Below are 21,374 nucleotides of genomic sequence, written 5' to 3'. Positions count from 1 at the left end.
GCCGGACCGCATCAACCCCCGCCGGTGTCGATACCGGCCGATGAAAACCACAATTTGGGAGAGATCGACAATGAAGCTTCGTCCTCTGCATGACCGCGTAGTCATCCGTCGCAGCGAAGAAGAATCGAAAACCGCTGGCGGTATCGTCCTGCCGGGTTCGGCCGCTGAAAAACCAAACCGCGGCGAAGTTGTAGCCGTCGGCGCCGGTCGCATCCTGGACAACGGCGAAGTACGTGCGCTGGCCGTGAAAGTGGGTGACAAAGTGGTTTTCGGCCCTTACTCGGGCAGCAACACCGTGAAAGTCGATGGCGAAGACCTGCTGGTCATGGCCGAGAACGAAATCCTCGCCGTTATCGAAGGCTGATTTCCCCGACTTCCCGTTACTCCAAAGAATTTCAAGGATTAAACGATCATGGCTGCTAAAGACGTAAAATTCGGCGACTCCGCTCGTAAGAAAATGCTGGTTGGTGTCAACGTTCTGGCTGACGCGGTAAAAGCGACCCTGGGCCCGAAAGGCCGCAACGTGGTCCTGGCCAAGAGCTTCGGCGCGCCGACCATCACCAAGGACGGCGTTTCCGTCGCCAAGGAAATCGAGCTGAAAGACGCCTTCGAGAACATGGGCGCCCAGCTGGTCAAGGAAGTCGCTTCCAAGGCCAACGACGCTGCCGGTGACGGCACCACCACCGCTACCGTCCTGGCTCAAGCCATCGTCAACGAAGGCCTGAAAGCCGTTGCTGCCGGCATGAACCCGATGGACCTCAAGCGCGGCATCGACAAGGCCACTGCTGCCGTCGTCGCCGAGCTGAAGAACCTGTCCAAGCCATGCGCCGACTCCAAGGCCATCGCTCAAGTAGGCACCATCTCCGCCAACTCTGACGACTCCATCGGCAACATCATTGCCGAAGCCATGGAAAAAGTCGGTAAAGAAGGCGTGATCACCGTTGAAGAAGGCTCGGGCCTGGACAACGAACTGTCCGTCGTTGAAGGCATGCAGTTCGACCGTGGTTACCTGTCGCCGTACTTCGTCAACAAGCCGGACACCATGGTTGCCGAGCTGGAAGGCCCGCTGCTGCTGCTGGTCGACAAGAAGATCTCCAACATCCGTGAGCTGCTGCCAGTTCTGGAAGCCGTTGCCAAGGCCGGCCGCCCACTGCTGATCGTTGCCGAAGACGTTGAAGGTGAAGCGCTGGCTACCCTGGTAGTCAACAACATGCGCGGCATCGTCAAGGTTGCAGCGGTCAAGGCCCCAGGCTTCGGCGACCGCCGCAAGGCCATGCTGCAGGACATCGCTGTCCTGACCGGCGGCCAGGTCATCTCCGAAGAAATCGGCCTGTCCCTGGAAACCGCTACCCTGGAGCACCTGGGTAACGCCAAGCGCGTCATCCTGTCCAAGGAAAACACCACCATCATCGACGGCGCTGGCGTTGAAGATGACATCCAGGCGCGCGTCAAGCAGATCCGTGCCCAGATCGAAGAAACTTCCTCGGACTACGACCGTGAGAAGCTGCAAGAGCGTCTGGCCAAGCTGGCTGGCGGTGTTGCCGTGATCAAGGTCGGTGCCGGCACCGAAGTTGAAATGAAAGAGAAGAAAGCCCGCGTTGAAGACGCCCTGCACGCTACCCGTGCAGCCGTTGAAGAAGGCGTGGTGCCTGGCGGTGGTGTTGCCCTGGTCCGCGCCCTGAACGCGATCGCTGACCTGAAAGGCGACAACGAAGACCAGAACGTCGGTATCGCCCTGCTGCGTCGCGCTGTTGAAGCGCCGCTGCGCCAGATCACTGCCAACGCCGGCGACGAGCCAAGCGTTGTGGCTGACAAGGTCAAGCAAGGTTCGGGTAACTTCGGTTACAACGCTGCAACCGGCGAATACGGCGACATGATCGAGATGGGCATCCTGGACCCAGCCAAGGTCACCCGTTCGGCCCTGCAAGCTGCTGCTTCGATCGGCGGTCTGATGATCACCACCGAAGCCATGATTGCTGATGCTCCGAGCGAAGCCCCAGCTGGCGGCGGCATGCCAGACATGGGCGGCATGGGTGGCATGGGCGGCATGATGTAAGCCAGCCTTACCCCTTGCACCAAGAAAAAGCCCCGCCTAGTGCGGGGCTTTTTCGTTTTCCTGTACCTGTCTCGGGGCCGCAAAGCGGCCCCTGGTTCAGGCAACGCTGCGCTCGGCGGCCGGCACTTCGGCCACGCCCTTGCGATACAGCACCAGGTAATACGACCCCAGCCCGATCAGCCAGCAGAACACGGCCGTCCACACGTTGTGCGAAAGAAAGTGCGCGCCCTGCATCATTCGCCCAAGCGACAGCACCGAGCCGGCCACCAAGGCAACCGCGAACGCCACCCGTGCCAGCCGTGGGCGCCGGTCACGCAGCATGAAGAACAGGCCGAACAGGCAGAAACCGGTCGCTGCATGCCCTCCCGGCCAGCACATCCCAGGCTTGTTGGTAGCCGGGCGCGGCTCCAGCAGCTTGCTGTAGGTTTCCTTGCCGCCGAACTGGGTCAGGCTCCACGGGCACTGCACCTGGGTAACCTTCTTCAGGGGCGTGACAAAGGCAGTGGACAAGCCCAGTGCCAGAACCAGGCAGCCGAGTTCACGGCGCCAGCCGAACAGGCGTTTCCGGTAAAAACTCGACGCAAAGGCGACCACCGACATGAGCCCCAGCAGAATCACCCCTTGCTTGACGCGGTCATGCAGGATGTTTTCCAGCAGGTAGCTGTGCCGGCCGATGAACTGGCCGGCCGTCTGGTCGAAGAACAGGTTGGCCACATCCATGTCGACCGAGGTCAGTTCCAGCAGGATCAAGGCCACGGCGATGGCCAGCGGAATGCCGAGGTACAGCCAGACGTTGATCGGGCGAGGACGAGGGGTCGGGTGCATGACGGCTCCAGGGCACGAATGAGGCGGGCATTGTCGAGTGCCCGCTATTCTGTGTCCGTGAAGGAGCAGTGAAAAAACTGTCAACATCGCTGAATTGACCGTGGGGCTGGCACAGCCAGGGCGATGGCCTTAAGCTGCGCCTGCCGCGCACCCACGCGAAGCGCCGCTCAGGAGAACCCGATGCGTATTCTTTTGGTTGAAGACAACCGCGATATTCTTGCCAACCTGGCCGACTACCTCGGCATGAAAGGCTACACCGTCGATTGTGCCCAGGATGGCCTGTCCGGCTTGCACCTGGCTGCCACCGAACACTACGACCTGATCGTGCTCGACATCATGTTGCCCGGCATCGATGGCTATACCCTGTGCAAGCGCCTGCGCGAAGACGCCCGCCGCGACACCCCGGTGATCATGCTCACCGCCCGTGACCAGCTGGATGACCGCCTGCAGGGCTTCCGCTCCGGTGCCGACGATTACCTGCTCAAGCCGTTCGCCCTCTCGGAACTGGCCGCGCGCATCGAAGCGGTACTGCGCCGGGCCCAGGGCGGTGGACGCCGCACCTTGCAGGTCGCCGACCTCAGCTACGACCTCGATACCCTCGAAGTCACCCGCCAGGGACGCCTGCTCAAGCTCAACCCGGTCGGCCTCAAGCTGCTTGCCGTGCTGATGCAGAAAAGCCCGCACGTGCTGCGCCGCGAAGTCCTCGAAGAAGCCCTGTGGGGCGACGACTGTCCGGACAGCGACAGCCTGCGCAGCCATGTGCACCAGCTGCGTCAAGTGATCGACAAACCGTTCGAAAAGCCCCTGTTGCATACCGTCCATGGCGTCGGCTATCGCCTCGCCGAGGGTCGCGATGGAGTTTAAGCAGAGCCTTGCACAGCGCATCATCATCGCCTTTGCGCTGATGAGCGCGCTGGTGGCCGGGGCCTTCGCCTTCGGCATCGTCGCCACCGTGCACCTGGTCGAAGAACGCCTGATCTCCTCGGTGCTGGGTGGCGACCTGCAACGCCTGTTGCGCATGGACAGCGTCAGTGACTGGAGCCACCGGCCGCGCCCCGACCAGCTGTTCTACTTCAGCGGCGGGCCCGACGACTTCGAATTGCCCAAGGACCTGCGGCACCTGGACGTCGGTTTCCATGAAGTATTCCGTGACCAGCTGTCCTACCACGCCATGGTCGAGATCGTGGATGGTCGGCGCTATGTGCTGCTGCAGGATCAGAGCGATTTCGAAGAGCGCGAGCGGGTGTTGTTCGCCGTGGTCGTGGTCGGTTTCGTGCTCAGCCTGGTGCTGGCGGTGGTGCTGGGCTGGCTGCTGGCCCGCCGGGTGATGGCGCCGGTGATCCGTCTGGCCCGCCAGGTGCGTCATCGCGACCAGCTGCTTGGCCTGGCACCACCGCTGGCGCCGGATTATGCGGCGGACGAAGTCGGCCAGCTGGCGGTTGCGTTCGACGATACCCTGGGCCGGCTGCGCGATGCGCTGACCCGTGAGCGGCTGTTCACCAGCGATGTCAGCCATGAACTGCGCACGCCCCTGATGGTGCTGGCGACCTCATGCGAGCTGCTCATGGAGAACCCCAACCTGGATACCCGGTCACGCAACCAGGTGGAGCGGATCGCCCGAGCCACCGAAGAAATGCGCGAGCTGGTCAAGACCTTCCTGATGCTCGCCCGCGCCCAGCGCGACCAGGGCGCCGTGGCCTCCCAGGCGAACCTGCGCGAGGTGGCCGATGACCTGATCGGGGTGTGGCGCGACACCATCGAGCAGAAGGGCCTGACCCTGTACTACGACGGTCGGGTCAGTGCCGGGCCGTTGTTGTACAACGCGACCTTCCTGCAATCGGTAATGGGCAATCTGTTGCGCAATGCTGCGCATTACACCGATGGTGGCTACATCCGCCTCAGTCTGCAGCCGAACGGCTTCAGCGTCGAAGACAGTGGTGTGGGCATCCCTGAAGAACAACGCGAGGCGATGTTCCAGCCGTTCGTGCGCGGTGACGAGCGCCGCGGCGAGGGCCTGGGGCTGGGCTTGTCGCTGGTGCAACGGATCTGTGACGACCAGGGCTGGCGCGTGACACTGACGGCGACTGCACCGCATGGCTGCCGCTTCCAGGTCGACTTGAGCCAGGGCGCGGAGAAAACCGACCCCACGCAACTTTAGACAGGCGGTGAAACAGAAATGCGGTGAAACATGTTGCTGGGCGGATAACATTTTTTTCACATTGGCATAACCTGTTTCCCACGCTTCGTTTCCTAAGGTGAGCGCACTGCAAGCCTGGAGACGCACAATGCGCAACCCGATCAAGCTCGAATTTTCCGAGAAGTACGACCAGCAACACGCTCAGGAGTACTTCCTCAAGCACCAGGATGGCCTGGCTCGTCGCATGTCCCACAAACGCGACGAACAGCTGGCACGCCGTGCCCTGGCGCTGGCAGGAGAACCGGGCCTCGTGCTTGACCTGCCTTGCGGCGCGGGCCGGTTCTGGCCCCTGCTGGCGGAAAAGCCGAACCGGGTGATCATTGGTGCCGACAACTCCGAAGCGATGATCCAGACAGCCTGCGCCTCGCAACCGCCGGAGGTGGTGGCACGGGTACGCCCTTTGCAGACATCGGCATTCGCCATCGACCTGCCGGACAACTCGGTCGACAGTATCTTCTGCATGCGCCTGCTTCATCACATCGGCGACGCGGCCCACCGCAAGACGATTCTGTCTGAATTTCAAAGGGTTAGCCGTGACAGTGTAATCCTGTCATTGTGGGTGGATGGCAACTTCAAGGCCTGGCGGCGCAAGAAGCTCGAGCAAAAGCGCAACGCCAAGGCCGAGCAGGACAGCTACCAGAATCGTTTCGTGTTACCGACCGAAACGGTTGAAGAAGAATTCAAGGCCGCCGGCTTCAGAATCCAGGAACGCCTCGACTTCCTCCCGTTCTATGCCATGTGGCGGGTTTATGTATTGCGTAAGGGGTAGTGTTTGATGGCTGTAGCCCAGCGTGAGGAGTCACGGTTCGATTTTTACTGGCGCCAGCAGGGCGAATGGGTCGAGGAGCCCAACCAGCGGCGCGGTGGTGAAAGCGGTGTGCAGCGGCTGAACGATGCCAATGGCAAGATGTTGTATGCCAAGCGTCAGGTCGGGCACATCTACCGAAGCCTGCTGCATCCGTTCGGCCGACCGACCGTGCTGCGTGAGCTCGATGCATTGAACAGCTTCGAGCAGCTGGGCGTGCGTGTACCGCGCATCGTCTTCTGCGGTGCCGAGCGCGATGCCGATCACCAATGGCGCGCACTGTTGGTCAGCGAAGCGCTGGATGGCTTTGTCGAACTCGACACCTGGCACGCCGAGGGCGCCCGGGAGCGTTATCCGCAGGTGGTGCACGAGCGCATGCTCAAGGATCTGGCCGACAACCTGGCGCGCATGCACCTGGGGCATTGGCAGCATGGTTGCCTCTACGGCAAGCACGTGTTCATCAAGGTGATCGGCGAGGGCGAGCAGGCTCGCGTCGAGGTGGCCTTGCTCGATCTTGAAAAATGCCGCCGGCGCATCAGCTGCCAGCGCGCGGCGGGCAACGACCTTCGCCAGTTGCGCCGCCATTCGTCGCTCGATGACACCGAATGGCAATCGCTGCTCTATTTTTACCAAATGGCGTTTGGCAGCGCTGTCAAAGGGTTAGGGCAATGAAACTAGAAATCGCTCGAGCTTTGTTCCTGGTGGCCGGTTTGGCCGTGACCACGGTGGCGTTCGCCGCCTGGGAAGAACCACGGCCTGTGGTCTTCAGCAAGGCCGAGATGGCCGACCAGTGCGCCTTGCCGCGGGTCGTCAAGCAGGAACAGGCGCAGGTCCGGCCTGACCAGGACCTGCTGCTGTTCCTGTTCGGCATGCACCAAGGGCTGCGGGCTTCCGGCTGAGCCTGGTTCGAGCAACATGAAGCCCCGCTGATGCGGGGCTTCTGCTTTTTCCATGTTGGCTTCATCGCCGGCAAGCCGGCTCCCACAAATGTCCGCGGCGCTGAGGCCAGATCAGGCAATTGCAGGCTCCGGGGCTTTACTCTTGTGCGCCAACAGCGTGTAGATACAGGGCAACACGAACAACGTGAACAGCGTCCCGATCGACATCCCGGTCGCAATCACCGTGCCGATATCGAACCGGCTCACGGCCCCGGCCCCCGTCGCCAGGATCAGCGGCACCATGCCAAACACCATCGCCGCGGTGGTCATCAGCACCGGCCGCAGGCGAATGGCCGCCGCTTCCTCGATGGCCTCACGTACGCTCAGGCCGCGCTCCTCACGCAACTGGTTGGCGAACTCGACGATCAGGATGCCGTGCTTGCTGATCAGGCCGATCAGCGTGACCAACCCTACCTGGGTGTAGATGTTCATGCTGGAAATACCCAGGAACAGCGGCAACAGCGCCCCGCATATCGACAATGGCACCGTCACCAGGATCACCAGCGGATCGCGGAAGCTTTCGAATTGTGCCGCCAGCACCAGGAAAATGATCGCCAGCGCCAGGCCAAAGGTCACCCACAGCGCACTGCCTTCCTGGACATACTGGCGCGCGGCACCGGCGTAATCGAAGGAGAACCCCTCCGGGGCTTCCTCGCGGGCGATATCGCTCACGGTCTGCAGCGCTTCACCGATGCTGACCATCGGTACGCCCTGGATGATCGCCGAATTGAGTTGCTGGAACTGGTTGAGCTGGCGCGGCCGGGCGCGGTCGCTCAGGGTGATCAGGGTCGACAGCGGCAGCAACTGGCCCTGGTCATTCTTCACGTAGTAGCTGTTGAGCCAGCCAGGGTTGTCACGGTAGGGCCGTTCGACCTGGGCGATCACCTTGTAGCTACGGCCTTCGAGGGTAAACCGGTTGATTTCCGCTTCACCAAGCAAGGTCGCCAGGGTACCGCCCAGGGTGTCCATGGACACGCCCATCTGCGCCGCCTTGGAGCGGTCGATATCGACCACCACTTCGGGCTTGTCGAAGGCCAGGTCGATGTCGAGGAAGGCGAACTTGCCCGACGCCTGGGCCCGCTCCTTGACCCGTTGGGCCACCTCCAGCAGGGCCGGATAGTCGCCGGCGGTATTGATCACGAACTGGAACGGCAGGCCTTCGCCAGTGCCCGGCAGCGATGGCAGGTTGAAGCCGAATATCTGCAGGCCGCCGATTTCCTCGAGCTTGGCCTGCACCAGCGGCAATACCTCCATCTGCGTGCGCTCACGCTCGTTCCAGGGCTTGAGCAGGAAACCACCGATACCACTCTGGACGCCGTTGAACCCATTGATCTGGAACGACGAGTAATACTCGGGAAAGGCCTTGAACAGCGGCGTGAACTGGTCGGTGTAGGCATTGAGGTAGTCGAGGTTGGCCGGCTGCGGCGAGTTGCTCATCATGAAGATCACGCCCTGGTCCTCGTTGGGCGCCAGTTCGTTCTGGGTGAACTTGAGCAGCACCGGGATCAGGCACAGGATGATCACGGCGAACACCAGCACCACCGGGCGGCTGTCCAGGGTGGCATGCAGCAGGTGCTGGTAGCGCACCTTCAGGCGCTCGAACAGCTGGTCCAGGCGATGGGCCAGGCCGCTGGGGTTCTGCTCCTGGCGCAGCAGCAGGGCGCACATCATCGGCGACAGGGTCAGGGCGACGATGCCAGAGATGATCACCGCCCCCGCCAAGGTCAGGGCGAATTCCTTGAACAAGGCGCCCGTGAGGCCGGTGAGGAAGCCGATCGGCGCATACACCGCCGCCAGGGTGATGGTCATCGACACCACGGGCATGGCGATTTCCCTGGCACCCTCAAGGGCTGCGTCGAAGGGGGACTTGCCTTCTTCCATGTGGCGATGGATGTTCTCCACCACGACGATGGCATCGTCCACCACCAGACCGATGGCCAGCACCATCGCCAACAGGGTCAGCAGGTTCAGCGAGTAGCCCATCATCTGCATGAAGAACAGCACGCCGATCATCGACAGCGGAATGGTCACCACCGGGATCAGCACCGACCGCAGGGCCCCCAGGAACAGGAATACCACCACGATGACGATCAGCACCGCTTCGCCGAGGGTCTTGATCACCTCGTCGATGGAGGCCTGGATGAACAGCGTGGCATCGTAGGCGATCGATACCTTGAGCGCCGACGGCAGCTGGCTCTCGAGCTCCGGCATGATGCGCCGGACTTCCTTGATCACCTCCAGCGGGTTGGCGGCGGGGGTGGCCTTGATGCCGATGTACACCGACGGGATGCCGTCGAACGAGCTGACTGTGTCGTAGTTCTCCGCCCCCATCTCGACCCGTGCCACATCGCCCAGCAGTACCCGGCTGTCGCCTGCGGTCTTGACCGGCAGCGCGGCGAAGGCCTCGGCCGATTTGAGTTCGGTGCTGGCGTTGATGCTGGTGACCACGTATTCGCCTTTCACCTCGCCCGCAGCGGAAAGGAAGTTGTAGCGGCGCACGGCGTTGGTCACATCGACGGCCGAAAGGCCGAAGCCTGCCAGCTTCACCGGGTCGATCCAGATGCGCATGGCGAACACCTGGTTGCCGAGGATTTCCGCCTCGGCCATGCCCGGCAAGGTGGCCAGCTTCGGCTGGATGACCCGCGACAGGTAGTCGGTGATCTGCGGGTTGCTCATGTCCTTGCTGTAGAAGCTGATGTACATCAGCGCCGAGGCGTCGGCGGCTTCCTTGCTCAGCACCGGGTCTTCGGCGTCCTGCGGCAGCTGGTTGCGCACTTCGTTGGCCTTGGCCAGCAGCTCGGTGAACAGCCGGTCGCTGTCGGCCCCGATGCGCGCATAGATGGAGATGATCGAGAAATTCTGCCGGCTCACCGAGGTCATGTAGTCGATGCCTTCGGCACTGGCCAGGCTCTGCTGCAGCGGCTGGGTGATGTAGCCCTGGATGGTCTCGGCGTTGGCCCCGGGGTAGGCGGTGGTCACCGTGATCAGGGCGTTCTCCATTTGCGGGTACTGGCGGATCTGCAGCTTGCTCCAGGCCTGGAAGCCCAGCAGCAGGATCAGCAGGCTGACCACGCTGGCCAGTACCGGGCGACGGATGAACGGGTCGGTGAACGCCATGCCTGCCTCCTCGTCAGTCCGCGCGCGGGGCGCTCTGCTCGGGCTTGAGCGCGTTGTCCTGGCCGATGCGGATGGCCGCACCGGGGGTGAGCTTGAGCTGCCCGGCGGTGACCACCTGTTCGCCCGCCTTCAGCCCCTTGGTGACGACCACCACGCCGTCTCGGCGCTCGCCGGTCTGCACGGTGCGTTGCTCGGCAGTGAGTTTCGCCTGGCCGCCCTCATCCTGCTGCGGGTTGCCGTCCTTGTCCTTTGCGGGGGTGGCGACATACACCGAGTTGCCATAGAGCGTGTAGGTGATTGCGCTTTCCGGTACCACCACCTGTGGGCGCGGGTCAGGCAGCAGCACCAGCAGGTTGGCGAACATGCCCGGCAGCAGCTTGCCGTCGGGATTGGCCATGGTCGCGCGTACCAGCAGGTTGCGCGTGCTTTCCTCGACCTTGGGGTTGATCGCGCTGAGGCTGGCGGGGAAGGTCTGGCCCGGATACGCGGCCACCTGGACCTGCACCTGCTGGCCGAGGCTCAGGTGCGGCAGTGCCTGTTCCGGCACGTTGAAATCGACATAGAGGCTGGACAGGTCCTGCAGGGTGGCGATCACCGTACCGGCGGCCAGGTAGTCGCCGACATCCACCTGACGGATGCCGATGGTGCCGCTGAACGGGGCGCTGATGCTCTTCTTGGTCTTCGATGCCTTGAGCTGGTCGACCACGGCCTGGTTGCGCCGGTACTGGGCGGTAAGGCGATCGAACTCGCCCCGGGAGATGGCCGAGTCGCCCACCAGCTGGCTGCCGCGACCGAAGTCGACCTTGGCCAGGCCCAGGTCGGCCTGGGCGGTGCCCAGCAGGGCAGTCTCCTGGTCGTCGTTGAGCTGCAGCAGCAACTGGCCGGCCTTGACCTTCTGGCCAGAGTCGAAGTGCAGGGATTTGACGATCCCTTCCACCTCGAGGCTCAGTTCGACGCCCTGCAGGGCCTTGAGGCTGCCGACGGCGGGCAGGCGCTCCTGCCATTGGCGCTCTTCGGCCAAGGCCGCAGCCACGGTGATGGGTGGCTTCGGGGCCGAGAACATCTGGATCTGCTGGTAGATCGAGAATGCCTTGTAACCCCCCAGGGCCAGCACGATCAGCACAACGACGGCCAACATGATGAGCATGCGGCGGCGCAGCATAAGTCCGGTTCCTTGGATACGTGATTGTTATTCGTTTGACACGACAACGGGCGATCCTGCCCACGTGCGGATGGAGGAAGTATCGACTGTTTTTTGCTGGGGGGGAAATGGATTGTCTGAAGCGGCCCTATCGCCGGCTTGCCGGCGATGAGGGCGGCTCAGGCCAGGTGCAGGTGGTTGTCCCAGAACCCGGAAGGCAGGTTCATCGGTTGCCCGATCAATTCAGCTTGGCGGCAATCATAGAACCGGCAACGCCCCTGCCCGGAGGTCACCACGAAACCCTCCTTCACCGCACCAACCCCCGCACAATCGGGCATCGGCGCATCCAGCTTCACCGCGCCGCTGTCCAGGTCCCAGATGAACAGCCGGTTGGCCCGTGGCGCGGTCAACGCCACCAGGCGAAGGTCGCTGTGGATGGCCACGCTGGCGGTGTACTGGGCCATCGATTGCAATTGCCGCTCTGGCACCGGGAATGCCTTGAACGGCTCACCCGGGCGCTTGATCGCCAGCAGTTCGGCAGTTTCGTCGGCATCGCCCATGAACTGCTGGCAAGCGGCGATGGTGCCGTCGCTGCCAATGGCCAGGTGGCGCACGCTGTTCATCTGCTGGGCCAGGGTTTCCTTGCTCAGCAGGGTGCCGTCGCGCTGCATCAGCACCAGGCTCGGCTGCATGGCATCGAGGTTCATCTCGACCCGGCTTTCGGCCTCGGTGCGAATGCCGCCGTTGGCCACCACCAGGGTTTCCCCGTCGGGCAACCAGGCCACTTCATGGGGGCCGATGCCGTGGGTCGGGATTTCACCGGTATGCACCAGGCGTTCACCGTCGAAGCGGTAGACGCCCAGCACGCCGCGGCCCGGGTCGGTGGTGTCGTTCTCGGTGGCATACAGCCATTCGCCGCCGTTGTGGATCACCGCGTGGCCGTAGAAGTGCCGGTTCGGCTGCGAGGTGACGGTTTGCAGCAGGCGCCCGTCGCGCAAGTCGACCAGGTAGCTTTCGGTGCCGGGACGGCGTGCGACGAACAGGGCGATCGGCAGGCTCGGGTGGTTGATGATGGCGTGGCAACGCTGGGCCACCTGGGTGCTGAACACCTGGGTGCCGTCCAGGCGGAACCCGACGGCGTAATGCTTGCCGTCGCCATCGTCACGCGCCGACAGCAGCAAGGGTTCGCTGCCTTTGTTGCGAAACAGGCTCCAGCCGCCCAGGGTCAGGGCGCTGAGCAAAACGCTACCGAGTTTGATTGCCTGGCGTCGCAGCATGATCAGTCACCGTCGTTGGCATTGAAGCCCAGTTGAATGTTCAGCGCCTTGGCCAGTTCGCCTTCGTGCAGGCGGTGGACGACGTTGAGCGCTTCGTAGATCTGGTTCAGGCTCTGCTGGCCGGCGTCGTCGGCCAGCAGCTCGCCCAGGGTCTTCTGGTTGTCGGCCAGCAGCTTGAGGGCGCTGGCGTAGGCGTCGTCGATCTTCTGTGCCAAGGCTTTCTGGTCACTGCCCAACAGGCCGCGCAGGCCCTGGTTGTCGACCCCGACCCAGACGGCCTGGGCAGCCTTGAGGCTGGCCTCGAGGCTCTTGAGCGAGGCATGGCTGCGCCAGGCTTCGGCCTGCAGCGGTTGCGCGATGCCCTTGCTCTGGCGGCCCATGGGCGCGCCAAGCTTCTTCTTCAGGGTGTCCAGGGCGGTGACCTGGGCACGCAGCAGGTCGGCGATCGCTTCGTGGGAATCGGCGTAGCGCTGGTTGGGGAACTTGGTCATCTGCGAGAGCATGCCGTCGGTGCTGTTCCAGCCCTTGAGAATCTCTTCGGCAAGCGCCTTCTGGTGTTCACCGATGGCGACCAGCAGCGGACAGTAGCGGGCCTTCTGCTCGGCGCTGGCGATGTCCGGCTTGCTGTCGAAGAGGATGTACTCGTAGGCCGACAGGCCGCGCACGACGACGCTGGCCTTGGCCAGCGAGGCGGCATCGACGGGCTTGTCGCCGTTGACCAGTTGCTCGACCTGGCGGCCGACCAGGTTCTTCTTGTCGGGCCAGAACTGCACTTGCCAGGCGCGGTTGCCTTCGGCCAGCGGGCCGACCAGCAGAGGCTGCAGCTCGGCCCAGGCCTTTTGCGCATTGAGGAAGTCGGCGCGGGCGGTTTCCAGGCTTGCCTTGCCTTCGCAATAGGCCAGGGCGCTGCTGGCCAACTGGCGGTCGGCTTCGACCCAGCGGCTGTAGGTCGGCAGGATCACCTGCTTGGCGATGGCGGCGGACGTCACCGCCTGCGGGTCCTGCGGCGAACAGGCACCGAGGGCGAGTGCGGCGAGGCTTGTGAACAACAGTTTGGGTCGGAACATGCCCGGCTCCTTGCGCGTTTCAAAGTGAGTTCAGGAACGCCAGCAGCGCGGCGCGCTGCTCGGCATTGAAGGTCAAGACGTGGTCGCGCGCCGCCTGCGCTTCGCCGCCGTGCCAGAGCACGGCCTCGAGCAGGTTGCGGGCGCGGCCGTCGTGCAGGTACTGGGTGTGGCCACTGACCGTCTCGTTCAGGCCGATGCCCCACAACGGTGGGGTGCGCCAGTCCTGGCCGTTGGCGGCGAATTCGGTACGCTCGTCGGCCAGGCCCGGGCCCATGTCGTGCAGCAGCAGGTCGCTGTAGGGGCGGATCAGTTGCCCGGCCAGCTCGGGTTCGGCGGCGTCGCTGGCCGTGGTGAACTGCGGGGTGTGGCAGCCTTGGCAGCCGGCCTCGAAGAACAGGTTCTTGCCGGCCAGCACCTGCGGCGCGTCGACCTCTCGTCGGGCCGGCACGCCGAGATTGCGGGTATAGAAGGTGACCAGGCGCAGGATGTTGTCGCTCACTTCCTTTTCGCCGCCAGTGCCGTCGCCATTGGCGGCAGCCAGGCAGGCGGTCTGCGCCGGGGTGCAGTCGTCCTGCGGTAGCAGGGTACTGGTCAGGCCCATGTCGCCGGCGAAGGCATGCACGTTCTGCTGATTGACATTGGGTTGCCCGGCTTTCCAGCCGAAGCGGCCGACCACGGTCTTGCCCAGGGCGTCGTCCCACACGCGGTTGGCGCGGCCGCGAATGCCGTCGCGGTTGAGATCGTCCGGGTCTTCATTGGCGAGGAGGTCGGCTTCGGGGATGGCTTCGAGCAGGCCCAGGCCGATCATCGGTGGCGCCACCCGGGCCGAGAAGCGGGTGTCCGGGTGCATCGGCCCATAACCGAGCTGGCTGATCTGCAGGGTCGGACGACGCAGTTCGACCTGCTGGCCATCTTTGAAGGTGACGGTCTCGTTGTCATAGCTCACCCGCACCTTGCCCTCGGGGGCCACGCCTGGGATGGCCATGTCTTGCAGCTGGGTGCCGTAGACCGGTTCGGGCACCACGCCCAGGCGCTCGATCTGCTTGGCCAGGTACGGCTGGTCGGGGATCGACAGGCGCACCAGCATGCCCACTGCGTTGCTGTCGTCAGGCTCCGGTGGGTGGCCGCGGCCGTCGCGCACATGGCAGTTCTGGCAGGCATTGGTATTGAACAGCGGGCCCAGGCCGTCGCGCGCGGTGGTGGTGGAGGGGGCGATCACCCAGGGGCTGCGGAAGAAGCTGTTGCCGACGGCGAAGTCCAGGCGCCGCTCGGGCGACAGGTTGGCCGAGGGCAGGGAAAAGGCATTGCGGTCACTGCGCTGGACGGTCGCCTGGCCAGCTGACAACGCTTCGCCGGGCTCGGCCTGGGTGAAACGCGGGGCGTCGTCACAGGCAGCGAGGGCGAGGGCCAGCAGCAAGGAGATTCGGGACAGCGACGAGGACATGCACAATCCTGGGCGTGGACTATAAAACCGGCGTGCAAGCTTAGCAGGACAGGGATGTTTGAATAAGAGCAATTTGCAATTGCCAGATGAAATTGGCGTCAGCTCGGGCCCAATTGCCGGCGATAGGGCCCGAAAGAAAAAAGGCGACCCGAAGGCCGCCTCATTTTCAGAACCACAACCGCCCGAATCAGAACTCGTGGTCGGCAGTATCCGGGTTCAGGTTGGCGATACCCAGCTTGCCAGCAGCCTGCTCGATGGCACCGGTCTGCTTGACCAGGGAGGCAATGGCATCCCGCACGATCTGGTTGCCGGCAGCGTTGTCGGCGGCGATCAGCTGGTCGTAGTGCTCGCCCTTGAGCGCGTGGTCGACGATCACCTGAAGCTTCGCCTCGGTGGCTTCCAGGTCGGCCTTGAGGGTCGCATCGGCTGCCGGGTCGGCCTTGGCCACCAGCGACGACAGGCTCGGGCCGGTCATCTTGGTGCCGTCGGCACGGGTGTACTCGCCCAGGTAGACGTTGCGGATGCCCTTGGCGTCATAGAAGTGCGAGTAGTGGGTGTTGTCGCTGAAGCAATCCTGCTCGTCTTCCGGCGAGTTGGCTTCCAGCGAGACCTTCATGCGCTCGCCGGCCAGTTCGCCCAGCGACAGGCTGCCCATGCCGAACAGCATCTTGCGCAGGCCGTCGGCCACAGGTTCGGCTTCCAGGGTGGCGCGGTAGTTGTCGGCTACGTTCGGTGCCCAGTTGCCGACCATCTCTTCGAGGTCCTTGACCAGCAGTTCGGTCACCGCCTTCAGGTAGGCACGACGACGGTCGTTGTGGCCACCGGTGGCGCCTTTGCCTTCCAGGTAGTCCGAAGCCGGGCGGACACCGGCGCCTGGGCCGGTGCCGTTGAGGTCCTGGCCCCAGAGCAGGAATTCGATGGCGTGGTAGCCGGTGGCGACGTTGGCTTCGGAACCGCCCAGCTCGTTCAGGCTGGCCAGTTTCTCGGCGGTGATGTCCTTGACGTCGACCTTTTCTTCGCCAACCTGCACCTGGGTGTTGGCGATGATGTTGGCGCTGGCGGCCGGGTTGCCCAGGGCGTGCTCGTAGCTCTTGTCGACGTAGTCGATCAGGCCTTCGTCCAGGGGCCAGGCGTTCACTTGGCCTTCCCAGTCGTCGATGATGGTGTTGCCGAAGCGGAACGCCTCGCTCTGCAGGTACGGTACGCGTGCGGCTGCCCAGGCGGCCTTGGCGGCCTTCAGGGTGTCGTCGTTGGGCTTGGCGAGGAATGCGTCGATGGCGCTCTGCAGGGTCTTGGCAGTGCTCAGCGAGTCGCTGTACACGGCGTAGACCATGTCGGCGTAATGCTTGACCACGGCCTTGCCGGCCACTTCGTCGACAGCCCCAGGCGCCGCAGCGGTGGTGCTGGCGGCAGCAGGTGCCTGTGCTTGCGGGGCGGCAGCCTTTTCATCCTTGCTTTCGCCGCAACCGGCGAGGGCGATGGCGATGGCCAGCAGACTGGCCGAGGCCAGAGGCATACGAATCATTATTGGTTTTCCTGCGTCGTGTGGTTGGACCAAGGGGTTAGGCCGTGCGCCGTGGCACGCGAAACGGCAACATCATGCGAAAGATTTGCATTTGCTGTAAAGGGGCCAGCGCGCAATTCGTGCAAATGCGCGTCATGGCCTGTAACCCGGGGTGCTGGCGCTACAGCGCGGAAACCTGATTGCGCTGCGCCTGCTTGAGGAAATGGGTCAGCTCGCGCGCCGGCAACGGCTTGCTGTAGAGGTAACCCTGACCTTCGTGGCAGCCCTGGGCGATGATGTAGCTTTGCTGCTCGGCCGTCTCCACGCCTTCGGCGATCACCTGCATGCCCAGGCTCTTGCCCAGTTGGATGATGGCGCGAACGATGGTGGCGTCGTCATCGTCGTCGAGCAGGTCCTGGACGAAGCTCTTGTCGATCTTGATCTTGTCCAGCGGCAGCGATTTCAGGTAGCTCAGCGACGAGTAGCCGGTGCCGAAGTCGTCGATGGCGATCATCGCCCCCGAGCGGCGCAGGCTGAGCAGGTGCTGGGCAGCGGTGCTGATGTCCTCCATCAGGCCGGTTTCGGTGACCTCCAGCTCCAGGCTGCGCGGCGGCAGGCGGTAAGCCTGCAGCAGGTTGTTGACCACGCGCGGCAGCTCGTTGTGGTGCAACTGCACGGTGGACAGGTTGACCGCCATGCGCAGTTCGCTGAAGCCCAGGTCATGCCATTCGCGCAGTTGCCGGCAGGCCTGGTCGAGGACCCATTCGCCGATGCCGATGATGCTGCCGTTCTGCTCGGCCAGGGGGATGAACTGGTCGGGCGGGACCATGCCCAGTTCCGGGTGCTGCCAGCGCAGCAGGGCCTCGACGCCGACCACACGGTGGTCGCGATAGCTGATCTGCGGTTGATAGACCAGGTACAGCTGGTTGCGCGGCAGGGCTTCGCGCAGGTCTTTTTCCATCTCGCGGCGCCGGCGCATCTCGCTGTCGACACTGGCGATGTAGAACTGATAGCGATTGCGCGAACGGGCCTTGGCCAAGGTCATGGTCTGTTCGGCCTTCTGCAGCAGCTTTTCGGTGCTGTCACCGTCTTCGGGGAACAGGGTGATGCCGATGGTGGCGCGCAGGCGGATCTGCTGGTGATCGAGGTCGAAGGGTATCTCGAGGTCGTCGAGAATGCTCTGGGCCAGCTCGGCGGCTTCGTACGGCTGCTCGATGTTGGCCTGGACCAGGGCGAACTGGTCGCCCCCCAGCCGCGCCAGGGCACCGAGGCGACCACTGTGGGCGCGCAGGCGGTCGGCAAAGGCCAGCAGCAGCTGGTCGCCGGCCTGGTAGCTGAACTGCTCGTTGATGCCCTTGAAATCGTCCAGGCCCACGCACAGGACGGCCACCCGATGCTGCAGGCGGCCGCCATCGGCAAGGATCTTGTCGAGCTGTTGCTGCAACTGCTGGCGGTTGGGCAGGCCGCTGAGGAAGTCGTACTGGGCCATGCGCTGCAGGCTGTTCTCGGCCTCGTGACGCAGGTGGGTGTTGCGTTCGATCGAGGCCAGCAGCTGGTTGGCGGTATTGACCCAGAGGCCCAGCTCGTTCTTCTCGTGGCCCTTGAGCTGGGGGATCTGGTGCTGGCTGGGGCGGTCGGGGTTGATCTGGGTGAGGTGTTCGATGATCTTCGACAGCGGCTTGGTCAACAGCCAGTGGTAGACCAGGTACAGCACCAGGCCCATGGCCATTGCACGCAGCACGCCGGAAATGAAGATGATGATGGCGTTGATCAGGAAGTCTTCACCGTAGGACGCGGTGTCGAGGGTGATGCTCAGATCGCCGTAGTACTCGCTGTAGGGGCCGCGTCCGACCAGTTGGGTGGTGTAGGTGCGTTCCTGGCCGAGGATCAGGTCGGTCAGCCAGCGCATCGACATGTCCTGCAGCGGGCGAGACTTCTCGGCAAGCATGGTCTCGTTGGGGTGGCCGATCGAGGCCTGGCGCACCGACTCATCCTGGAACAGGCCTTCCATGACCTGCATGCCCATTTCCCGATCGAGGCTGTAGACCGCCTGGGTGGAGGGGTCACGGAACATGTCGAGGATGCGCTGGGCGTCATTGTTGACGGCTTGGCGGGTCTTGTAGGCGTCGTAGACGATTTGCGCGCAACTGAGGACGACACCGACCGCCAGCGCCGAGAGGAGCACGACCCTGAGCAACTTGACCGATAAGCTGTTCCGCAATTCCAGCTTCAATGGGGTTTCCTTAATCCATGCGCGTGGCATCATTTTGCCACCAGCGTTGGCAATACACTATTGGCCGTGCGGCGCTCCTGAGTAGTGTATCGGTTGCTTGAGCCTGCAACTTGAGAACGCTGTAGCGAATGTCCTGATCTTTGATGTTAGCGCGCTATGACGGTGGAGCAAGAGCTTGGTCCACCGGCGTGTCATTTGCCGTCGGGTGGACGGACATGACATAAAAAACCCGGCGCGAAGGCCGGGTTTTCTGTTCAAGGCTTGAGCGATCAGGCCTTGAAGGTCTTGCCTTCGAACTGTTCGGCAACGAAGGCCCAGTTGACCAGGTTCCAGAACGCCTCGACGTACTTCGGACGCAGGTTGCGGTAGTCGATGTAGTAGGCGTGCTCCCAGACGTCGCAGGTCAGCAGCGGGTTGTCGCCGCTGGTCAGCGGGCAGCCGGCGCCGATGGTGCTGGCCAGGGCCAGGGAACCGTCAGCCTTCTTCACCAGCCAGCCCCAGCCGGAACCGAAGGTGCCGACCGAAGTCTTGGTGAACTCTTCCTTGAACTTGTCGAAGGAACCGAAGGCGGCGTTGATGGCGTCAGCCAGGGCACCGGTCGGCTGGCCGCCGCCGTTTGGCGACAGGCAGTTCCAGTAGAAGGTGTGGTTCCAGACTTGAGCGGCGTTGTTGAAGATGCCGCCCGAAGAGCTCTTGACGATCTCTTCCAGGGTCTTGCCTTCGAATTCGGTGCCTGGGACCAGGTTGTTCAGGTTCACGACATAGGTGTTGTGGTGCTTGTCGTGGTGATACTCCAGGGTTTCCTTGGAGATGTGCGGCTGCAGGGCATCGTGGGCGTACGGCAGCGGCGGCAATTCAAAAGCCATGGTGGATCTCCTGATTCAGGTCTAGTTCGCGGTTTGCGCAAGGCCGATCACGGGCGGCCCTAGGTGCGTCGGCGAGTTTGTACTCTTTGCGACGCAAGGGCTGGATCATAGCACCAGCCCCGGCTCATAACCACGCAACAAAGATAGGGAATAGAGGTTCCGGAGCGGTTTGCCGCCGCCGACCGGCGGTGGAGGGATGTCGCTTGAACTGGCCTCATCGCCGGCAAGCCGGCTCCCACAAGGTGCACTGGTGGGAGCCGGCTTGCCGGCGATGAAGCCCTTGAGGTCAGTTGAAGATCAACTGCGCAGCCACCGCGAACATCATCACCGCCACCATCAGGTCGAGCATGCGCCAGGTGGTCGGGCGGGCCAGCCAGGGCGCCAGCCACGCCGCGCCGATCGCCAGGGTCGAGAACCACAGCGCCGAGGCGCTTGCGGCACCGGCTACATAGGCGCCGGGCACGGTCTGCTGGGCGCCGAGCGAGCCGATCAGCAGCACGGTATCGAGGTAGACGTGCGGGTTGAGCAGGGTCACCGCCAGGGCACTGAGCAGCACCGCGCGACGGGAGCGCATGCCCTGGCCTTGCTGGTGCTGCAGGCTCTGTTTGGAACAGGCGCTGCGCAGCGCCTTGGCCCCGTACCAGATCAGGAACACCGCGCCGCCCCAGCGAGCGATGGCGAGCAGCGTCGGGTTGTGCGCCAGCACCGTGGCCAGGCCGAACACCCCGGCCGCCACCAGGATGGCGTCGCAGACGATGCACAGCAGCGCTACCGGCAAATGATGCTCACGCCGCAGGCTCTGGGCGAGGACGAAGGCGTTCTGTGCGCCGATGGCCATGATCAGGCCGAAGGCCACCAGCATGCCGTTGAAATAGCTTTGCCACATGGCAGGAACTCCAAAGAAGATGTGGCCATTGTGCGGATTGGCCATGTATAAGAAAAACAAATAACGCTGATCCGTCATTAGGAAAATCGATGTTCGACTACAAGTTGCTGGCCGCCCTCGCGGCGGTGATCGAACAAGGCGGTTTCGAGCGCGCCGCGCAGGTGCTTGGGCTGTCCCAATCGGCCGTCTCGCAGCGCATCAAGCTGCTCGAAGCGCGGGTCGGCCAGCCGGTGCTGGTGCGCGCGACACCGCCTGGTCCGACCGAGGTCGGGCGGCAGTTGCTCAACCATGTGCAGCAGGTGCGCCTGCTGGAGCGCGACTTGCAGCGCCAGGTGCCGGCCCTGGGTGAAGAGGGTATGCCCGAGCGCTTGCGCATCGCCCTCAACGCCGACAGCCTGGCGACCTGGTGGGCCGGCGCGGTGGGCACATTCTGCGCCGAGCATCAGCTGTTGACCGACCTGGTCGTGGAAGACCAGGAAGTCGGCCTCAAGCGCATGCGTGCCGGTGAAGTGGCGGCCTGCCTGTGCGGCAGCGAGCGGCCGGTGGCCGGCGCGCGCAGCCTGCCCCTGGGCGCCATGCGCTACCGGGCGCTGGCCAGCCCCGGGTTCATGGCGCGGTATTTCCCGCAGGGCTTCGAGGCCAGGCGCCTGGCTCGCACACCGGCCATCGTCTACGGGCCGGACGATTTCCTGCAGCACCGTTACCTGGCTTCGCTGGGCATTCAGGACGGCTTCCTGCACCATCTGTGTCCTTCGTCCGAAGGCTTCCTGCGCATGACCGAGGCGGGCCTGGGCTGGGGCCTGGTGCCCGAATTGCAGGCCCGAGAGCAGCTGGCCAGAGGTCAACTGGTGGAAATCTGTGCCGATACGCCTATCGATGTGCCGCTGTACTGGCATCATTGGCGCAATGGCGGCGAACTGCTCGCGCAATTGACCGAGCACCTGCGGCATACGGCACAGCACTGGCTGGTGCCCTTGTAGCCGTGGCCGGCGTCTGTTGCATCTGAAATCAACGCGGA

General features: G+C 63.7%; 18 protein-coding genes. 8 read left to right on the top strand and 10 right to left on the bottom strand.

The genetic code is table 11. The features are described from left to right. Positions 1–70: 70 nt before the first annotated feature. Together PPL01S_RS18740 and groL are read left to right on the top strand one after the other, a co-directional pair. Positions 71–364 (top strand): co-chaperone GroES, encoded by a 294-nt coding sequence (locus PPL01S_RS18740; RefSeq protein ID WP_016395539.1) that lies wholly within the window; start codon positions 71–73, stop codon positions 362–364. A gap of 48 nt (positions 365–412) precedes the next feature. Continuing rightward, entirely contained in the window at positions 413–2,056 is a 1,644-nt protein-coding gene (gene groL / locus PPL01S_RS18735; protein WP_028625787.1) for a chaperonin GroEL, read from the top strand. Positions 2,057–2,152: 96 nt separating this feature from the next. On the opposite strand, the gene PPL01S_RS18730 is transcribed toward groL, so the two are convergent. After that, positions 2,153–2,881, bottom strand: coding sequence for a phosphatase PAP2 family protein (locus PPL01S_RS18730; protein ID WP_016395541.1), 729 nt, complete (start codon positions 2,879–2,881; stop codon positions 2,153–2,155). A 180-nt stretch (positions 2,882–3,061) separates the two neighbouring features. On the opposite strand from PPL01S_RS18730, the gene colR reads away from it, so the two are divergent. The 5 genes from colR (at position 3,062) to PPL01S_RS18705 (ending at position 6,782) form a co-directional block, all read left to right on the top strand. Beyond that, on the top strand, positions 3,062–3,745 hold the full coding sequence (gene colR, locus PPL01S_RS18725) for a two-component system response regulator ColR (protein ID WP_003255215.1): 684 nt from the start codon (positions 3,062–3,064) through the stop codon (positions 3,743–3,745). Beyond that, entirely contained in the window at positions 3,735–5,039 is a 1,305-nt protein-coding gene (locus PPL01S_RS18720; RefSeq protein WP_016395542.1) for a sensor histidine kinase, read from the top strand. Before colR ends, PPL01S_RS18720 begins: the two co-directional genes overlap by 11 nt. A 127-nt stretch (positions 5,040–5,166) precedes the next feature. Next, positions 5,167–5,847 (top strand): class I SAM-dependent methyltransferase, encoded by a 681-nt coding sequence (locus tag PPL01S_RS18715; RefSeq protein ID WP_016395543.1) that lies wholly within the window; start codon positions 5,167–5,169, stop codon positions 5,845–5,847. A 6-nt stretch (positions 5,848–5,853) separates the two neighbouring features. Further along, entirely contained in the window at positions 5,854–6,555 is a 702-nt protein-coding gene (locus PPL01S_RS18710; RefSeq protein ID WP_016395544.1) for a lipopolysaccharide kinase InaA family protein, read from the top strand. Continuing rightward, positions 6,552–6,782 (top strand): hypothetical protein, encoded by a 231-nt coding sequence (locus PPL01S_RS18705; RefSeq protein WP_016395545.1) that lies wholly within the window; start codon positions 6,552–6,554, stop codon positions 6,780–6,782. Before PPL01S_RS18710 ends, PPL01S_RS18705 begins: the two co-directional genes overlap by 4 nt. Positions 6,783–6,893: 111 nt before the next feature. Here the strand turns inward: PPL01S_RS18705 and PPL01S_RS18700 are convergent, their stop codons facing one another. The 9 genes from PPL01S_RS18700 to PPL01S_RS18660 form a co-directional block, all read right to left on the bottom strand. Then, positions 6,894–9,938: a multidrug efflux RND transporter permease subunit gene (locus tag PPL01S_RS18700; RefSeq protein ID WP_016395546.1), complete on the bottom strand. Its 3,045-nt coding sequence runs from the start codon at positions 9,936–9,938 to the stop codon at positions 6,894–6,896. A 13-nt stretch (positions 9,939–9,951) separates the two neighbouring features. Continuing rightward, positions 9,952–11,100, bottom strand: a complete 1,149-nt coding sequence (locus tag PPL01S_RS18695; RefSeq protein ID WP_016395547.1) for an efflux RND transporter periplasmic adaptor subunit — start codon at positions 11,098–11,100, stop codon at positions 9,952–9,954. A gap of 158 nt (positions 11,101–11,258) precedes the next feature. Beyond that, positions 11,259–12,356, bottom strand: a complete 1,098-nt coding sequence (locus tag PPL01S_RS18690; RefSeq protein ID WP_016395548.1) for a DUF1513 domain-containing protein — start codon at positions 12,354–12,356, stop codon at positions 11,259–11,261. 2 nt (positions 12,357–12,358) lie between these two features. Next, positions 12,359–13,423, bottom strand: coding sequence for an imelysin family protein (locus PPL01S_RS18685; RefSeq protein WP_016395549.1), 1,065 nt, complete (start codon positions 13,421–13,423; stop codon positions 12,359–12,361). 19 nt (positions 13,424–13,442) lie between these two features. Further along, positions 13,443–14,867 (bottom strand): di-heme oxidoreductase family protein, encoded by a 1,425-nt coding sequence (locus PPL01S_RS18680; RefSeq protein WP_016395550.1) that lies wholly within the window; start codon positions 14,865–14,867, stop codon positions 13,443–13,445. 187 nt (positions 14,868–15,054) lie between these two features. Then, positions 15,055–16,392, bottom strand: coding sequence for an imelysin family protein (locus tag PPL01S_RS18675; protein ID WP_028625788.1), 1,338 nt, complete (start codon positions 16,390–16,392; stop codon positions 15,055–15,057). Positions 16,393–16,552: 160 nt separating this feature from the next. Further along, the gene (locus tag PPL01S_RS18670) at positions 16,553–18,604 is read right to left on the bottom strand and encodes a putative bifunctional diguanylate cyclase/phosphodiesterase (protein WP_016395552.1); all 2,052 of its coding nucleotides are present in this window, start codon (positions 18,602–18,604) and stop codon (positions 16,553–16,555) included. A 269-nt stretch (positions 18,605–18,873) separates the two neighbouring features. Then, the gene (locus tag PPL01S_RS18665; protein WP_016395553.1) at positions 18,874–19,470 is read right to left on the bottom strand and encodes a superoxide dismutase; all 597 of its coding nucleotides are present in this window, start codon (positions 19,468–19,470) and stop codon (positions 18,874–18,876) included. Positions 19,471–19,756: 286 nt separating this feature from the next. Continuing rightward, positions 19,757–20,356 carry a LysE/ArgO family amino acid transporter gene (locus PPL01S_RS18660; protein WP_016395554.1) on the bottom strand — a complete coding sequence of 200 codons (600 nt, stop codon included), beginning with the start codon at positions 20,354–20,356 and terminating at the stop codon, positions 19,757–19,759. A gap of 89 nt (positions 20,357–20,445) precedes the next feature. On the opposite strand from PPL01S_RS18660, the gene PPL01S_RS18655 reads away from it, so the two are divergent. Then, a complete protein-coding gene (locus PPL01S_RS18655) occupies positions 20,446–21,336 on the top strand; it encodes a LysR family transcriptional regulator ArgP (RefSeq protein ID WP_016395555.1) in 891 nt (296 codons plus the stop codon). Positions 21,337–21,374 lie beyond the last annotated feature (38 nt).

The sequence above is a fragment of the Pseudomonas plecoglossicida NBRC 103162 = DSM 15088 genome (genome assembly GCF_000730665.1).
GTDB lineage: Bacteria > Pseudomonadota > Gammaproteobacteria > Pseudomonadales > Pseudomonadaceae > Aquipseudomonas > Aquipseudomonas plecoglossicida.
The sequence above is the reverse complement of the archived record's forward strand: the minus strand, read 5'-3'. Positions and strand labels throughout refer to the sequence as shown.

Bases quoted from the DNA above. Each gene is read 5' to 3' on its own strand.
- PPL01S_RS18700 (WP_016395546.1), bottom strand. From the start codon at position 9,938: ATGGCGTTCACCGACCCGTTCATCCGTCGCCCGGTACTGGCCAGCGTG.
- PPL01S_RS18690 (WP_016395548.1), bottom strand. From the start codon at position 12,356: ATGCTGCGACGCCAGGCAATCAAACTCGGTAGCGTTTTGCTCAGCGCC.
- PPL01S_RS18660 (WP_016395554.1), bottom strand. From the start codon at position 20,356: ATGTGGCAAAGCTATTTCAACGGCATGCTGGTGGCCTTCGGCCTGATC.
- PPL01S_RS18675 (WP_028625788.1), bottom strand. From the start codon at position 16,392: ATGATTCGTATGCCTCTGGCCTCGGCCAGTCTGCTGGCCATCGCCATC.
- PPL01S_RS18655 (WP_016395555.1), top strand. From the start codon at position 20,446: ATGTTCGACTACAAGTTGCTGGCCGCCCTCGCGGCGGTGATCGAACAA.
- PPL01S_RS18710 (WP_016395544.1), top strand. From the start codon at position 5,854: ATGGCTGTAGCCCAGCGTGAGGAGTCACGGTTCGATTTTTACTGGCGC.
- colR (WP_003255215.1), top strand. From the start codon at position 3,062: ATGCGTATTCTTTTGGTTGAAGACAACCGCGATATTCTTGCCAACCTG.
- groL (WP_028625787.1), top strand. From the start codon at position 413: ATGGCTGCTAAAGACGTAAAATTCGGCGACTCCGCTCGTAAGAAAATG.
- PPL01S_RS18665 (WP_016395553.1), bottom strand. From the start codon at position 19,470: ATGGCTTTTGAATTGCCGCCGCTGCCGTACGCCCACGATGCCCTGCAG.
- PPL01S_RS18685 (WP_016395549.1), bottom strand. From the start codon at position 13,423: ATGTTCCGACCCAAACTGTTGTTCACAAGCCTCGCCGCACTCGCCCTC.
- PPL01S_RS18705 (WP_016395545.1), top strand. From the start codon at position 6,552: ATGAAACTAGAAATCGCTCGAGCTTTGTTCCTGGTGGCCGGTTTGGCC.
- PPL01S_RS18720 (WP_016395542.1), top strand. From the start codon at position 3,735: ATGGAGTTTAAGCAGAGCCTTGCACAGCGCATCATCATCGCCTTTGCG.
- PPL01S_RS18715 (WP_016395543.1), top strand. From the start codon at position 5,167: ATGCGCAACCCGATCAAGCTCGAATTTTCCGAGAAGTACGACCAGCAA.
- PPL01S_RS18695 (WP_016395547.1), bottom strand. From the start codon at position 11,100: ATGCTGCGCCGCCGCATGCTCATCATGTTGGCCGTCGTTGTGCTGATC.
- PPL01S_RS18740 (WP_016395539.1), top strand. From the start codon at position 71: ATGAAGCTTCGTCCTCTGCATGACCGCGTAGTCATCCGTCGCAGCGAA.
- PPL01S_RS18730 (WP_016395541.1), bottom strand. From the start codon at position 2,881: ATGCACCCGACCCCTCGTCCTCGCCCGATCAACGTCTGGCTGTACCTC.
- PPL01S_RS18680 (WP_016395550.1), bottom strand. From the start codon at position 14,867: ATGTCCTCGTCGCTGTCCCGAATCTCCTTGCTGCTGGCCCTCGCCCTC.